The 13,292-nt window shown below is 68.7% G+C and carries 11 protein-coding genes; 4 read left to right on the top strand and 7 right to left on the bottom strand.

Translation table 11 applies throughout. The features are described 5' to 3' along the window. The first annotated feature begins 70 nt into the window (after positions 1 to 70). From P24_RS17505 to ychF, 3 genes are read left to right on the top strand one after another with little or no spacing between them, the layout of a single operon-like run. A complete protein-coding gene (locus P24_RS17505; protein ID WP_008946082.1) occupies positions 71 to 694 on the top strand; it encodes a 50S ribosomal protein L25/general stress protein Ctc in 624 nt (207 codons plus the stop codon). Positions 695 to 736: 42 nt separating this feature from the next. Beyond that, positions 737 to 1,393, top strand: a complete 657-nt coding sequence (gene pth, locus P24_RS17510) for an aminoacyl-tRNA hydrolase (RefSeq protein ID WP_008946083.1) — start codon at positions 737 to 739, stop codon at positions 1,391 to 1,393. A 5-nt stretch (positions 1,394 to 1,398) separates the two neighbouring features. Beyond that, positions 1,399 to 2,499: a redox-regulated ATPase YchF gene (gene ychF, locus P24_RS17515; protein WP_008946084.1), complete on the top strand. Its 1,101-nt coding sequence runs from the start codon at positions 1,399 to 1,401 to the stop codon at positions 2,497 to 2,499. A gap of 95 nt (positions 2,500 to 2,594) precedes the next feature. On the opposite strand, the gene P24_RS17520 is transcribed toward ychF, so the two are convergent. Further along, positions 2,595 to 4,640 carry a serine/threonine-protein kinase gene (locus tag P24_RS17520; protein WP_008946085.1) on the bottom strand — a complete coding sequence of 682 codons (2,046 nt, stop codon included), beginning with the start codon at positions 4,638 to 4,640 and terminating at the stop codon, positions 2,595 to 2,597. A gap of 138 nt (positions 4,641 to 4,778) precedes the next feature. Between P24_RS17520 and P24_RS17525 the strand changes: the two genes are divergently transcribed. Beyond that, entirely contained in the window at positions 4,779 to 5,171 is a 393-nt protein-coding gene (locus tag P24_RS17525; RefSeq protein WP_008946086.1) for a VOC family protein, read from the top strand. Positions 5,172 to 5,519: 348 nt separating this feature from the next. On the opposite strand, the gene tssA is transcribed toward P24_RS17525, so the two are convergent. The 6 genes from tssA to P24_RS17555 form a co-directional block, all read right to left on the bottom strand. After that, positions 5,520 to 6,584, bottom strand: a complete 1,065-nt coding sequence (gene tssA, locus P24_RS17530) for a type VI secretion system protein TssA (RefSeq protein ID WP_008946087.1) — start codon at positions 6,582 to 6,584, stop codon at positions 5,520 to 5,522. Then, positions 6,581 to 10,369 (bottom strand): type VI secretion protein IcmF/TssM N-terminal domain-containing protein, encoded by a 3,789-nt coding sequence (locus tag P24_RS17535; RefSeq protein ID WP_008946088.1) that lies wholly within the window; start codon positions 10,367 to 10,369, stop codon positions 6,581 to 6,583. The genes tssA and P24_RS17535 overlap by 4 nt, the downstream gene beginning before the upstream one ends. A 4-nt stretch (positions 10,370 to 10,373) precedes the next feature. Next, the gene (locus P24_RS17540; RefSeq protein ID WP_008946089.1) at positions 10,374 to 11,102 is read right to left on the bottom strand and encodes a DotU family type IV/VI secretion system protein; all 729 of its coding nucleotides are present in this window, start codon (positions 11,100 to 11,102) and stop codon (positions 10,374 to 10,376) included. Next, a complete protein-coding gene (gene tssK, locus P24_RS17545; RefSeq protein ID WP_040708307.1) occupies positions 11,099 to 12,475 on the bottom strand; it encodes a type VI secretion system baseplate subunit TssK in 1,377 nt (458 codons plus the stop codon). Before tssK ends, P24_RS17540 begins: the two co-directional genes overlap by 4 nt. A gap of 80 nt (positions 12,476 to 12,555) precedes the next feature. Continuing rightward, a complete protein-coding gene (locus P24_RS19525; RefSeq protein WP_008946091.1) occupies positions 12,556 to 12,999 on the bottom strand; it encodes a hypothetical protein in 444 nt (147 codons plus the stop codon). Next, positions 12,996 to 13,292: DUF4280 domain-containing protein (locus P24_RS17555; RefSeq protein ID WP_008946092.1), on the bottom strand; the 297-nt coding region annotated here is incomplete at its 5' end. The genes P24_RS19525 and P24_RS17555, both read right to left, overlap by 4 nt.

Consider the following 13,292-nt stretch of genomic DNA (forward strand, 5'->3'; position numbering starts at 1 on the left):
CACCCTTGGAGGCCGGCAGCAGGGGTGGCGGTTGGCGCTGCCCCTTTGCCATGACTTAAGGAGTTTCAAGATGGCAGAAGCAATCACCATCGCCGCGACGGCGCGCGATCGGGCCGGTAAGGGGGCCGCCCGTGAAGCCCGTCGCCAGGGTCTGGTACCCGGCGTGATCTACGGCGACAAGCAGTCCCCGGTCATGATCAACCTCAATGCCAAGGAGCTGGAGCGCCAGCTGCGCCGCCCCGGTTTCTTCAACCACCTGTTCGAGGTGAAGGTCGGCAAGGACACGCACCGCGTGCTGGCGCGCGAGCTGCAGCAGGACCCGGTCACCGACCGCGCGCTGCATGTGGACTTCCTGCGCGTCTCCAAGAATTCGCGGATCGAGGTCGCCGTGCCGGTGCACTTCATCAACGAGACCAAGTCGCCGGGCCTGAAGCGCGGCGGCGTGCTGAACATCGTCCGCCACGAGGTCGAGGTGTTCTGCAGCCCGGAAGCCATCCCGGAAGAGCTGGTGATCGACCTGACCGGCTGGGATGTCGGCGATTCGATCCACATCAGCGCCGTGACCCTGCCGGACGGCGTGGTGCCGACCATCACCGACCGCGATTTCACTGTCGCCACCATCGCCGCCCCGTCGGCGCTGAAGAGCGAAGAGAATGCGGCCGGCGACGAGGCTGAGGAGGAAGAGGAGGACTAATCCTCCCCTTCCGGTACATCACCTAACCGGGACCGGATTGCCATGCTGCTTCTGGCCGGCCTCGGCAATCCCGGCCCGGGGCACGCAAACCAGCGTCACAATATCGGATTCATGGCGGTGGACGAGATCGTCCGCCGCCATGGCTTCGGCCCGTGGCGCGCACGCTTCCAGGGGCTGGCCTCCGAAGGGCTGATCGCCGGCCACAAGGTGCTGGCGCTGAAGCCGCTGACCTACATGAACAATTCCGGCCATTCGGTCGGCGAGGCGGCCCGCTTCTTCAAGCTGAAGCCGCAGGACGTCTTCATCGTCCATGACGAGCTGGACCTGAAGCCCGGCAAGATCAAGGTGAAGCTGGGCGGCGGGCATAGCGGCCATAACGGCCTGCGCTCCATCGATTCCGCCATCGGCAAGGAATACTGGCGCATCCGCCTTGGCATCGGCCATCCCGGCGACAAGGACAAAGTGCTGGGCTGGGTCCTGAACGATTTCGCCAAGATCGAGCAGAAGGACTGGCTGGTGGCACTGCTGGATGCGGTTGCCGCCCATATCGATATCCTGCTGCGGGGCGATGGCCCCGACCGTGACGAGGGGCACTTCATGAGCAAGGTGTCCCACGCCGTCTTCCCGCCGCCGCCAAGCCCCCCCAAACCGAGCAAGCCGGAGGCCGGCACCGTGCCGCCCCCCGAAACCAAGGACTAGAACCGATGGGTTTCAACTGTGGCATTGTCGGCCTGCCGAATGTCGGCAAATCGACCCTGTTCAACGCGCTGACCGCGACCGCCGCCGCCGAGGCCGCGAACTATCCGTTCTGCACCATCGAGCCGAATACCGGCCGCGTGGCGGTGCCGGATCCGCGCCTTGATGCCATCGCAAAGCTGGCCGGCTCGGCGAAGATCCTGCCGACGCAGATCGAGTTCGTCGATATTGCCGGCCTGGTGCGCGGCGCCAGCAAGGGCGAAGGGCTGGGCAACCAGTTCCTGGCGAACATCCGCGAGGTCGATGCCATCGTCCATGTGCTGCGCTGCTTCGAATCGGGCGACATCACCCATGTCGAGGGCTCGGTCGATCCGATCCGCGATGCCGACACGGTCGAGACCGAGCTGATGCTGGCCGACCTCGACAGCCTGGAGCGCCGCGCCCTGCCGCTGTCCAAGCGCGCCAAGAGCGGCGACAAGGAAGCCAAGGCGCAGCTGGAGATCATCGAACCGATCCTGGCCGCCCTGCGCGAAGGCCTGCCGGCGCGCACCGTGAAGTTCGCCGAAAATGAGCAGAACGCAGTGCGGCAGCTGCAGCTCATCACCTCCAAGCCGGTGCTCTATCTCTGCAATGTCTCGGAAGACGATGCCGCGACCGGCAATGCGCTGTCCGAGAAGGTCGCCGAGAAGGCGAAGGCCGAAGGCGCGAGCAGCGTCGTCATCTCCGCCGCCATCGAAGCGGAAATCTCGCAGATCACCGACCCGGAGGAGCGCAAGGAGTTCCTGGCGACCATCGGGCTGGAGGAGCCGGGCCTGGCCCGCGTCATCCGTGCCGGCTATGCGCTGCTGGGGCTGCTGACCTTCTTCACTGCCGGCCCGAAGGAAACCCGCGCCTGGACCGTGCGCAAGGGATCGAAGGCGCCGCAGGCCGCCGGTGTCATCCATACCGATTTCGAGCGCGGCTTCATCCGCGCCGAGACCATCGCCTATGAGGATTTCATCGCCTGTGGCGGCGAGCAGGGCGCCAAGGATGCCGGCAAGCTGCGCGTCGAGGGCGCGGAATATCTGGTGAAGGACGGCGACATCTTCCACTTCCGCTTCAACGTCTGATCCCGTTCCGGAACCGCGCAAGCGGCGTCAGGTCAGCATGCCCGAAGCCGCACAAGCGGCGTCAGATCAGCATGCCCGAAGCCGCGCAAGCGGCTTCAGATAAGCATGAACGCCATGATGCCGGCGACGCTGATGAAGGACAGGCTGACGGTGATGAAGAAGGCGATACGGCTGCCCAGTTCGCCGGCCCGTTGCACCAGCAGCTTCTCGTCATGCTCCGCCGACAGGATCTGCGTCTGGTTCAGCCGCCAGCGGAAGCTGGCATCTTTGAATTCGCGCTGATCCTGCTCGAACAGCCCGCCCTGCTTGAACACTTCCTGCAGGGCGGACAGCTTGCCCTCCTCCATCGCCTTGTCGGTCTTCTTCTGCAGCTCCGCCTTGCGGCGCGGCCTCAGGATGCGGTCGATGCCCGGCTGCAGCATGCCGCCCAGCATGCGGGCCAGCTCCGGCCAGCCATCGGGATTCTCGGTCTTTTCCTCCAGGAAGGACAGGAAGCGCAGCGCCGCCTGCGCCTTCACGAATTCATCCGCACCGTCCAGCCCTTCGAGCAGGCCGATGGAGAAATCCCGGCGCCGCGACATGACGAAGGACACCAGATGCTTGTCCACCGGCAGGAAGGGCTCCTTGGCTGCCGCCGCAGCTTCCTCCAGCGCCGGCAGGATCGCCTCAATGCGATAGACCAGATACTTGCTCAGCAGCGGGCTGCGGCAGCGTGCCATCGGCTGCATCTCGTAAAGCGCGCGCTCCACGCCGAAGCCCCAGCCAGTACGTGACGCCAGCCCCTGCGTCTTGGTCAGCAGCTTGTGAACGCCGAGATAGCCGTCGGCCTCCGCCTGCGCGCCCAGCCAGCGCAGCGGAATATTGCTCTTCACCATCTCGATCAGGCGGGCGCGGAAATCCGGATCGTCATAGCGCGCCGCCAGCGCCGTGCCCATGCCGGCGGGGTTCACCGCCAGCCCCTTATAGTGCAGCGGCGCCTGCGGGTTCAGCTGCATGCAGGCGGTGGAGACCGCCTCGGCCATCTTGTCGATGCTCTTTTCCTCACGCTCCCCGAACAGCGCGTCGAGGGCGGGCAGCATGCGCTCCTCATCCAGGCCGCGTGCCATCCAGTTGCGGAACTTGCGGCTGAGCAGGAATTCCTTGGCGCCCTCGATATCCGTGGAGCGCGCGACCGTATAGGCCAGCGAGCGCAGCGTGGTGTGCGGCTCGCCCAGGAATTCCATCGGCCAGCCGGCCATCTTCGGCAGATGCAGCTTGGTCTGCGGCACCGTGCCATCCTTCAGCCAGGCATCGATATCCATCAGCGTCCAGCGGTCACGCGCATCGTCCTGCAGCGTGCCGCGCAGGAATTCCAGCATGCCGTAGGGCAGGCGGTGCCGCTCCGACAGCAGCATGAAGCTTGCCCCTTCGACGCGCTTGCGCAGCAGCCCCTTGGCGTTCAGCTCCGGCGTCGGATGCTTGCCGACCAGCAGGAAGGCCGCCGTCATGCCAAGCGCATAGACATCGTCGCTCATCGTCGGGTCGCCCCGGGTCAGCGGCTCGGATGCCGCGCGGTCCAGCGGCTCGAAGATGTCCGGCTGGTCGGCGCCGGGCGGCACGGACAGGCATTCGCCCAGCACGACGCGGCCCTGATCGCGGCAGCGATACAGATTGTTCGGGCGGATGGCGCCATGCGTCAGCCCCAGGCGGAACAGGTCGAGCAGCGTTTCCAGCACCGGCTGCACCACATCGGTCACCACCTGGCGTTCCGGCATCGGCGCCGGGGCCAGGTATTTCGCGTCCATCAGCGGGTCGCCGTTCGGCCGGCGGAACACGCAGATCAGCCGCTGTGCCCCATTCGCCGCCGGCCAGGGCACCACGGCCCATTCCTCCAGCCAGGTCAGGCCGGGCATGCGTACACCGCGCAGGCCGCGCAGCGCCTTGGTGCGCGGCGGATAATCCGGGTCCAGCACCATGGCGTAGAAGCGCCCGGCCACCCCCAGCTTGGATTCGGCGGCATAGGCAGGCGTGCCCAGCCGGGCGAACTGCGTCAGCGGCTGGTTCATCTGGATGTCGAAATTCAGCCCGTCGGCGCGGGCCGACTGGTCCAGCTCCTGCTCGGAGCCGGGCGCGCCCTTCTCGATGTTCTCGGCCGCCGCCATCTATGCCGTAACCCCGTCCTGCACGATTATGCCGGGTGTCTTATGCCGCACCCCTGATTCCATTGAAAGAATCTATCATAATCCGGCAGCAGTCGCTAATTTTTGGGAGATGCGACACGAACAGGGAAAAGCGCCGCCATGAACCGCCCGCCGATCGATCAGCAGGTCACCTTCCTATACACCTGGGACCTTGCGAAAAGCGCCCGTTTCTATGGCGAGATTCTGGGGCTGGAGATGGTGCTGGACCAGGGCGCCTGCCGCCTCTACCGCGTCGGGCCGGACAGTTTCGTCGGCATCTGCGCCCGCGAAGTACGCGCGAAACAGCCGAACGGCGTGGTGCTGACCATCGTCTCGCCGGATGTGGATGGCTGGTACGAGTACCTGACCGCCAAGGGCGTGATCTACGAGGCGCCGCCGCGCTACAGCGAGGAATTCAAGGTCTATTCCTCCTTCCTGCGCGACCCCAACGGCTACCTTCTGGAAATCCAGGAATTCCGCAGCCCCGACTGGCCAAAACCGCAGGGACGGTGAGGGGGCGGAGGTAACGATGTGGCAACTGGTTAATGTGAAATTCCTGCATGCAAGACCGGACCAACTCCTATGTCACCCCCGGGCTTCGCCCGGGGGTCCAGGGGCCAAGGGTTGTAACGTTCCAGGCAGGGCACCGCCCCTGGATTGCCGGGTCAAGCCCGGCAATGACAAGGGAAGAAAACGGAAGCAAGGCACCAACCAACCGCTTCACCGGCTGTCATTCCCGCACTTGTTGCGGGAATCCAGACCTCAGCCTGCTTCGGCGCCGCCACAGTATAGGCTGGAACATGGATCCCCGGTACAAGACCGGGGGTGACGGCTGGAGAGAGCGGCAAGTCTGTGCGTTTCCTAGGGCAGCCCCAATAACCGCCGCAGCCGGGCGATGTCGGTATCGCCGTCGAGCAGTTCGGTGAGCAGCTGCGGCAGGCTCATGCCGCCCCAGGCGATGGCGCGGCGCACCAGATAGGGGGCGGGGCTGTGCGGCTCGGCCCGCATCAGATAGTCGGCGGCCAGCGCCAGCAGCCGGTAGGCCTCCTCGCGGTTGCGGATATCGACGAAGCTGCCCTCCTCCGGCACGGACAGCGCCAACGCGGGCGACGGGTGCGCAGGCTCGACATCCTGCGCTTCCTCTTCCGCTTCGTCCGCTTCGCCGGGCCGGGCGGCCAGGGCGGAATCGAGGAAATGCCGGCACGCTGCGATGGTGCGCGACAGGGCAGGCAGGCCGGAATAGCTGGTCGCCCCCTTCTCCTCCAGCAGCGCCGACAGGTCGGCCAGCCGCGCCGCTGCGGCGGCGAACAGCGCCGCCTGGGTGCGCAGGAACCCGTCCGGTGTGAGCATCAGGCTAAGTTCGATATCCTCCGCCGCGACCGCGCCGGCCTGGCGTTCGCGCTGGTGGCGCTTCGGGTCGCTGCGGGCAAGCTGCGCCAGATGCCCGGCCATTTCCCAGTCATGCAGGCCGTGCGGCGGCACGCCCGGCTCGGCGGGTGCTGTCAGCGGGATCAGCCGTGCCGGCACCGACAGCCGGTCGAGCCAGTCCAGCGGCGCCACGCGGTAGCCGAGATCGCCCTCTTCCGGCAGCGGATGCACCTTGTCCCAGAAACGCTCGGCATAGCAGCCAATGAGGTCCAGCCCCGCCGCCAGCCCCGCCGCCCCGCGCCGGTAGAGCAGCGCCTCGGTCAGCCAGGCGGCGATCTCCAGATCCTTCGTCCGTCCGGCCAGAGCGGCTAGGCAGGCTTCCTCGATGCCGGCCCAGTCGGTCTCTTCCGGATGACCGTGACCCTGTTGGCGCAGCCGGCGGATCGGGTCGCTGATGCCAGCCTCGCGCGGCGCCGGCCCGCAGGGTGACTTGCGGGAGATCGGGCGCAGCAATGCCGCCCGGTCGATATCCGGCAGCTGCGACCAGATTTGTTTCATTGTGTGCCTCCCGTCCTGATGTCCGGCGCGCTGGTGGGGAAGGATGGCAGGGCCAGCGGCGCGCGCGTCTTGTCGGCCGGCGCGAAGGGCACGACGCTGGCGAAGACGCGCACCGGGTCGCCTGCCGCCCCTTGCGCATTCTGCGTGGCGATGACGAAGCGCCAGCTGCTATCCAGCGCCGCACTGCCGGGCGGAAAATCCGCCGCCGTGCCGCGCTGTGCCTGCCAGGCGCGGAAGGCTGCCCAGGTGCCGCCGAAGCTGTAGGTCACCGCCTCGCCGCTCACGCTGGCCGCCGGCTGCTGCCCGGTGGCGGCGGGGCTCAGCGGCCCGTTGGCGGCGAAACGCAGGGTGATGGCAATGCTATCCCCTGCCTCCCACACCAGCGGCGATGGTGCGGCGGGCACGCCGGACAGGGTGTCGTCGCCAACCGCGATGCGCCAGTCGATCAGCTGGTTGCCGCCGCGCTCATAGTCGCGGTTGCTGCGCGGCGTCAGCAACAGGCCGAGGCTGGGCGGCGCGCTGCCATCGAAGGCGGGGAATAGCGCCCGCACCTGCCCGATGGCACTCACGAAGCCGGCAGCATCCGCCTCGCCCTGCCCGCGCAGTACCGAAGCCGCACTGGCCGGCAGCGCATCATAGGCGCGCAGCAGCGCCAGAAGGTCGGCGCTCGTCGCCTCCTGCAGCCGGTCCGTCGCCGCGAAGGGGTATTTGCCCTCGACCCGCGTGCGGAACTGCGCCACAAGCGCGGCATAGCCAGCGGCAACATCGCTCTGATCCAGCGCCGCACAACGGTCCGATATGCCGCGCATCAGCGCCAGCCGCCGGGCATCGAAATAATCGGCGGGGGCCGCCGCCAGCAGGGCGGGCGTGATGGCGCTGGCGCAGGTGGAAAGCGTGATCGCCGGCATGGTCTCCAGCACGAAGCCGTTCAGCCGCGCAATGGTCGCGGTGGGCTGCTTCGCGGCCATTGCCGCCAGCGCCGCCGATATCCCCGCCCATTTCGCCTCCAGCGCCTGCGCGTCGCCCGGCGGCAGGGCGCTGCCCGCTTTGGCCAGGAAATCCAGCACTGGCGCGGCAAGCTGGCCGCTCAGCAGGCCGATATAGTCCTGGTTGCGGGTCAGCAGCGCCTGCATCGCCGCCTGGCTGTCCAGCCCGAAGCCGCGATAGCCCAACGCGCTTTTGCCGTCCCACCAGCTAAAGCGGTCGCCATCGACTGTCGCATAATCCGCATTCGCCATTTGCAGCGCATCGGTACGGGTCAGCAGCGAATCCACCTGATCGCGCAGGATGGCACCGAGATCGAGCCGCAGCGGCAGCAGCCGGCCCGTGGTCAGCGCCGTCAGCACGGCCTCCAGATCGGCGGCGACGGCGGAGAAGGCCGATGCCTCCGTCTGCAATTCCGCAAGTGTGCTGCCCGCCGGGCTGTGCTGGGCGAGCGACCCGGCCAGCCGGTCCTCAATGGCGATGGAGGCACGTACCGCCGTCAGCGCCGCCACCTCCGACGACAGCGGCGGGGCGATCCCCGCCGGCGGCTTCGCCGTGCCGGCATAGGATGTTGCGGCATTCTTCGCCTCGGTCAGCGCGGCCGGGTCCCAGAAGGCGGCACTGCCCCCGGTCAGGCTGGCGGGCAGCTTGCGCGCCTCGCCCGCTGTCATAAAGGGCTGGGCGTAAAGCGTATCCAGCGCCGTCGCCAGCGCCGCCAGCGCCGGGTCGAGCGTCACGGCATTTCCGATACTCACGAAGGACGGGTAGCCGGGCGCCTTCAGGACGGTCAGCGCGCCGCGCGCATCAGTGGCGGCCTTCACCCATCGCGCCTGTTGCGAGGAGGCCGCGCTCTCGCCCAGCAGCGCCGATTGCGCGATCCGCCCGGTCAGCGCCGTGGCATCCGCATCCTTGGCCGGGTCGAGCGCCAGATAGGCAGCCTTGCCGGAGGACACCAGCGCCGTCGTGACATCCAGCCCGCTGTGCAGCCGGTCGAGCGCGGCCAGCTTGCCGGTCTGCGCCGCCCCCGTGAGCGCCGCCATATCCGCGGCAACCGGCATCAGCGCCGCCTGCAACGGGTTGCCGGCATAGTCCGCCGTCAGGAACGTACTCATCAGCCTATCCAGCCGCACCCGCACGTCGGGCCGGTAGGGCGCCAGCGGGAAACTCCCTGCCACCTGCCGTGCGGCTGCCAGCCCCACCATCAGCGGTGGCCGCGCGGTGACGATGGCCGGGTCGAGATCGACCGACAGCAGCTGTTTCATCAGGGTGGAAAGGTTCTGCGCCCGGTCCGCTCCGGTCAGCCCGTCATAGAGCGCCAGCTGCGCCTCGAACGACGCTACCGCGTCCAGATAGGCGGAGACCGCCAGATAGTTCTGCAGCGACGGGAAGCCTTTGGCGTCCGACGCCGGCCTCGGCACGGAGAGCGGCGTCGCGGGATCGGCCAGCGCCAGCGCCTCCGCCTCCAGCCCGGCGCGGATCGCCGCCAGCACGATCCGCCCGAAGCCCTGCTCCGCGGCATCCGACAGGGCCGGCGACAGCGGATCGAACCAGGACACCGGCAGGAAGGCATAGCGCAGCCGGTCCGACCGGGCGGCATCGAGCGCCGCCACCAGCCGCTGCACCATGCCGGCCAGCGTGTCGCGGTCCGGCGGCTGCCGATCAATGCGGATCAGGTCGTCGCGCAACTGCGTAACGATGCCCGCCATGTCATTGGCGGCGCGGCTGAGGGAAACCGCCGACCAGATCATCCCGGCCAGCCCGACCACCACGACCGCGACGGTCGCCGCGCGCAGCGCCTGCACCTGCCAGCCCTGCCGGGGTGTCTGGCCGGACAGGAGCACGGCCAGCCCGATCTCGGCGAAGATCTTCCGGCGCAACAGATCGGCCAGGAAGAAGCGGGTGCCCTGCACCGTTCCGGCGAGGTAGAGGCCGCGCAGCCCATAGGGTGCCGGCTCCACGCCAGCCGCGAAGACCGTACCGGCCAGCGCCGAAGCGGGAGTGCTGAGCGCGTTCACCTGCTCCGGCAGGCGATAGGCGGCCTCCGGGTCCGGCAGGGCATCGTCCGCGCCGAACAACGCCGCCACCGCATCGCCTAGCGCGATGGCGGTCTCGCGCAGCGCCGTGCCGGGCCAGGCCGGGTCATAGGGCGCGTCGGGACCGACCGGCACCGACCAGCCCAGCATGTCCACGCGGCGTGCCTCCGGCAGGGCTTGGGCGACCTCCGTAAAGCCCGCCAGTCCTTCCGCCCCGTCCAGCACCAGATAGGCGGGCAGCCGCATCCCCGTTTCCCGGCTAGCGGTCATCAGCCGCTCGCGCAGAGTCGTCGCCAGCGTGGGGTCCGCCTCCAGCGCTGCAGCCGGCACGGTCAGCAGCACCGCATCCAGCGGCCGGTCCGGGCGGGCCGAAACCAGCGCCTTCAGCGCCGCCTCGAAGGGCTCCACCGCGAACGGCAGGTCGATGACCACGCCGCCCGGCACGCCCCACCAGCGCATGACGCCATCCTTCGCGATCTGTGCCGGTTCCACGAAATCGGGCGCCATGCCAGGCAGGCCGGCGAGGCCCGGCAGGTCCGGGCCGATCCGCGCGACCCAGGGCAAGGCCGCCCGCCGGCTGGCCTGCGGCACCGCCTGCTTCAGCGCCGCCAGTGCCTTGCCGGTCGTGGTGGCGGCGCTGTCCGGCGGCTTGCGGTGCTTCAGCCACCACCAGAGCGCCGCCCCCGCCAGCAGCATCAGGACAAGCCCCAGCACCAGCCACGCCCAGCCGGGCAAATCCTTCAGAAAGGCGAGGAGCTGGGCCGGCATGTCATCACCCCGGCAGCAGGGCGAGCGCGCGCAGCAGCGGCCAGACCGCGAGCAGCCATACCAGCGCCGAGAGGGCAAACAGGCCGGCCAGTGTCAGCAGCAGCCAGCCGGCCCAACGCATCGGTCCAACTGGCGGAGCGGGCGGTGGCGGGTCCAGAGTGTGCTGATAGGCTTCCGGTGTCAGTCGCCCGTTCGGCGAGGAAAGCGGCGGTCTGCCGGCGAAAGCCAGCCGCGCCAGCAGATGGCGGTAGCGCCGCAGCGCCGCCGCCCCATCCGGCTGGCAGCGATAGCGGCCCTCGAACCCCAGCCCCAGCACCTGCAGGAAGAGGCGCGCCAGCCCCGTGGAGAGGCCACTTTCGCCCTGGCGTTCCAGCGCATCGATGCGGGCGAACACCTCCTCCCCCGCCACATGGCTGCGGCAATAGCGCTGCTCGAACAGATGGCCGAGCCAGTCACTCCCGCCACCCTCTCCTTCCGGCCAGTCGAGATAGACGAAGATTTCGTCGGCCAGCGCCACCATCGGATAGGCGGCACGGTCCTGCGCCTCGCCCAGCCTCTCGCCGCCGCGATGCCGTGCCTCGACCGACAGCGCATCCAGCCGGGCCGCGAGATCGGCCTGAATTTCCGGCCGTTTTGCCGGGCTGGTACTGGCCAGCGCCTTCACGCGCCAGCCTTCCAGCGCGTCGTAATAGCCGCGGAAGCCGTGCAGCAGGAAGGCATCGGCGGCGCTCATCCGGTCTTCTCCGGCGGCAGAAACAGCACGATGCCGGCGGGCGGCGGCACCGACGCCTCAGCCTGGAAAATGCCGATGGCCAGCGCCTCCCCGGCGGCGATCTCTCCTTCCGGCTGCACGCGATAGACCGCCATGTCGGGCCGGCGGGCGATGGACAGCGCGTCCCGCTCGGGCAGGCGCTGCCGCCCCGCCCCCAGCACGCGGCGCTTGCGCAAGCCCTGCAGCCGCGATTCGCTGCCGATCAGGCAGGCGCCCATATAGCGGTGCGCGGTCTCGATATCCGCCCCCTCCGGCGGCAGCACGCCGATGACGAGGCCCGCGGCCAGCCACTCCGGCTGGATATCCAGCCGGAAGCCGCCCTCCGCCCCCGTCTCGAACGGGACTGCCCGCCAGCCGCCGCCAAGGCCGGCCAGCGTCGTCTCGATAAAGCCGGCCACCGCCTGAAAGCAGGGCAGTGCGTCCATGTGGTCGTAGGCCGGAAAGCGCGGCGGCAGCGTACCTGGCACGGCGGCAGCGACCGCGCCGGCCAGCGCGGTGAGGCCCAGATAGAGCCGGTAGGGATGGGCGGGCGGGCCGAACACCAGCGCCTCGAAACCCGGCAGCCCGGCAGCCAGCCCGCGCAGTTCCGCCGCTGCCTCCCCCGCCAGCGCGGCACGCCAGTCGGTCGCCGACAGGCCGGCCAGCGCGGTGAGGCCGCCCGCCTGCCGCCGCACCTTGTCGGCGATACCGGCGCACAGGCTTTGCAGCGTGCCACCGGACGGGTAGAGCAGGCTGGGCGGCACATAGGCAGCGATGCGATAGGCCCCGTTGCGGTAGGCGATCTCCATCAGCGGCAGCCCGACGGAACGGTCAGCCGGCGGCGGCCCGGCGCACAGCGCCAGCGCCGGGGCAAGGCGCGTCAGCTCGATGGGATCGGCATCGGTATTCTCGTCCGGCACCGCGCGCTGCACCACGGGGACGAAGCGCGCGCCGCTGTCCGGTGCCACATCGCCGGCATGGCGGTGCGGCAGGGTGAGATAGAGGCGCAGGCTGCGCCCCTCCACCGCCGGCAGTACCGGCGCCAGATCAAGTGATAGCGAGACCGGTGACCCCACACCGTTCGAGTTGGGCCCATGCGACACCGCCGTGCCGTCCGGCAGGATTGCCTCCAGCACGGTGATGGCGATCTTCCCATCCGTGACGATGCCGCCATCGGCATCCGCCGAGCTTTCCAGCCGCACCACGCCCCAGGCGCAGGGCGCCAGCAGCCCGGCCTGATAGGCGACCAGCATCTCCTGCCGCAGCCCCTGCTGTTGCATATGCTGCGGGGCGAGCAGCATGCCTTCCCACCATTTCAGGGGCAGCGGGGGAATGGTCCGCGCCGAATCACTCATGCCGGCAGGTCCAGTGCAGTTACGGGTGTATTCATTCAGAAATACTACTTATACGAGTGTATGACCATAGGCTTTTCCACTCACTTTCCAGCACCAGCCGCTGACAGCGCGAAATCGGTGCGGTTCAGCGTCAGCAGCTCCCACGCGCTGGCCCCCAGCACGGCGAAGCCGGCCGCCGCCCCGTCATAGCCGACAGCGACAAGCCCGCTGGTAACCCGGAACTTCGCGGTAAGGGCGACCGGCCCATAGGCCTGCCCCGGCACCAGTTCCGCCCCGACCACCTTCAACGTCGAGGCATGCAGGGCGGCCATCTGCTGGCGCTGGGCGAACCAGGCGGCAGGCGTCAGCGCCAATATCTCGGCGGCCAGCGCCGGGTCGGAGGTCAGGACCACATCCAGCCGGAAGGCGCTGTTGCCGTTCGCATCCGGCGCGATGGCGAGATAGAGCTGGCTGGTCTTCAGCGGCGGCGGCTTCGATGCGCAGGCCGCCAGAAGAAGGATCAGCAGGAACAGAAGGATTCTCATGGCACCATCACCGTAAACTGGCCGGGCACGGTGATCTGGATGACACCGGCCCAGGCGCACATCGCCTTTGAATTATTGTCGAGCGCCGGCATGGAGCCGATCAGCACGGTCGGAGCACCGGGGACCCACGGAGCCGGCACCACCGGCACGCAGGGCATCGGCGTCAGCACGCCCAGCGCCGCCGTCGTGGCCGCCGCGACAGTCGGATTGGCGAGGCTGGTGCACATGCCGAAGGGTGGAATATTCACGACCGGAATATGATCCATAATGGTGGCCGCCGGCGGCCCGCCCGC

The sequence above is a fragment of the Oceanibaculum indicum P24 genome (assembly GCF_000299935.1).
Taxonomy (GTDB): Bacteria; Pseudomonadota; Alphaproteobacteria; order Oceanibaculales; family Oceanibaculaceae; genus Oceanibaculum; species Oceanibaculum indicum.

Bases quoted from the DNA above. Each gene is read 5' to 3' on its own strand.
- P24_RS17505 (WP_008946082.1), top strand. From the start codon at position 71: ATGGCAGAAGCAATCACCATCGCCGCGACGGCGCGCGATCGGGCCGGT.
- pth (WP_008946083.1), top strand. From the start codon at position 737: ATGCTGCTTCTGGCCGGCCTCGGCAATCCCGGCCCGGGGCACGCAAAC.
- ychF (WP_008946084.1), top strand. From the start codon at position 1,399: ATGGGTTTCAACTGTGGCATTGTCGGCCTGCCGAATGTCGGCAAATCG.
- P24_RS17520 (WP_008946085.1), bottom strand. From the start codon at position 4,640: ATGGCGGCGGCCGAGAACATCGAGAAGGGCGCGCCCGGCTCCGAGCAG.
- P24_RS17525 (WP_008946086.1), top strand. From the start codon at position 4,779: ATGAACCGCCCGCCGATCGATCAGCAGGTCACCTTCCTATACACCTGG.
- tssA (WP_008946087.1), bottom strand. From the start codon at position 6,584: ATGAAACAAATCTGGTCGCAGCTGCCGGATATCGACCGGGCGGCATTG.
- P24_RS17535 (WP_008946088.1), bottom strand. From the start codon at position 10,369: ATGCCGGCCCAGCTCCTCGCCTTTCTGAAGGATTTGCCCGGCTGGGCG.
- P24_RS17540 (WP_008946089.1), bottom strand. From the start codon at position 11,102: ATGAGCGCCGCCGATGCCTTCCTGCTGCACGGCTTCCGCGGCTATTAC.
- tssK (WP_040708307.1), bottom strand. From the start codon at position 12,475: ATGAGTGATTCGGCGCGGACCATTCCCCCGCTGCCCCTGAAATGGTGG.
- P24_RS19525 (WP_008946091.1), bottom strand. From the start codon at position 12,999: ATGAGAATCCTTCTGTTCCTGCTGATCCTTCTTCTGGCGGCCTGCGCA.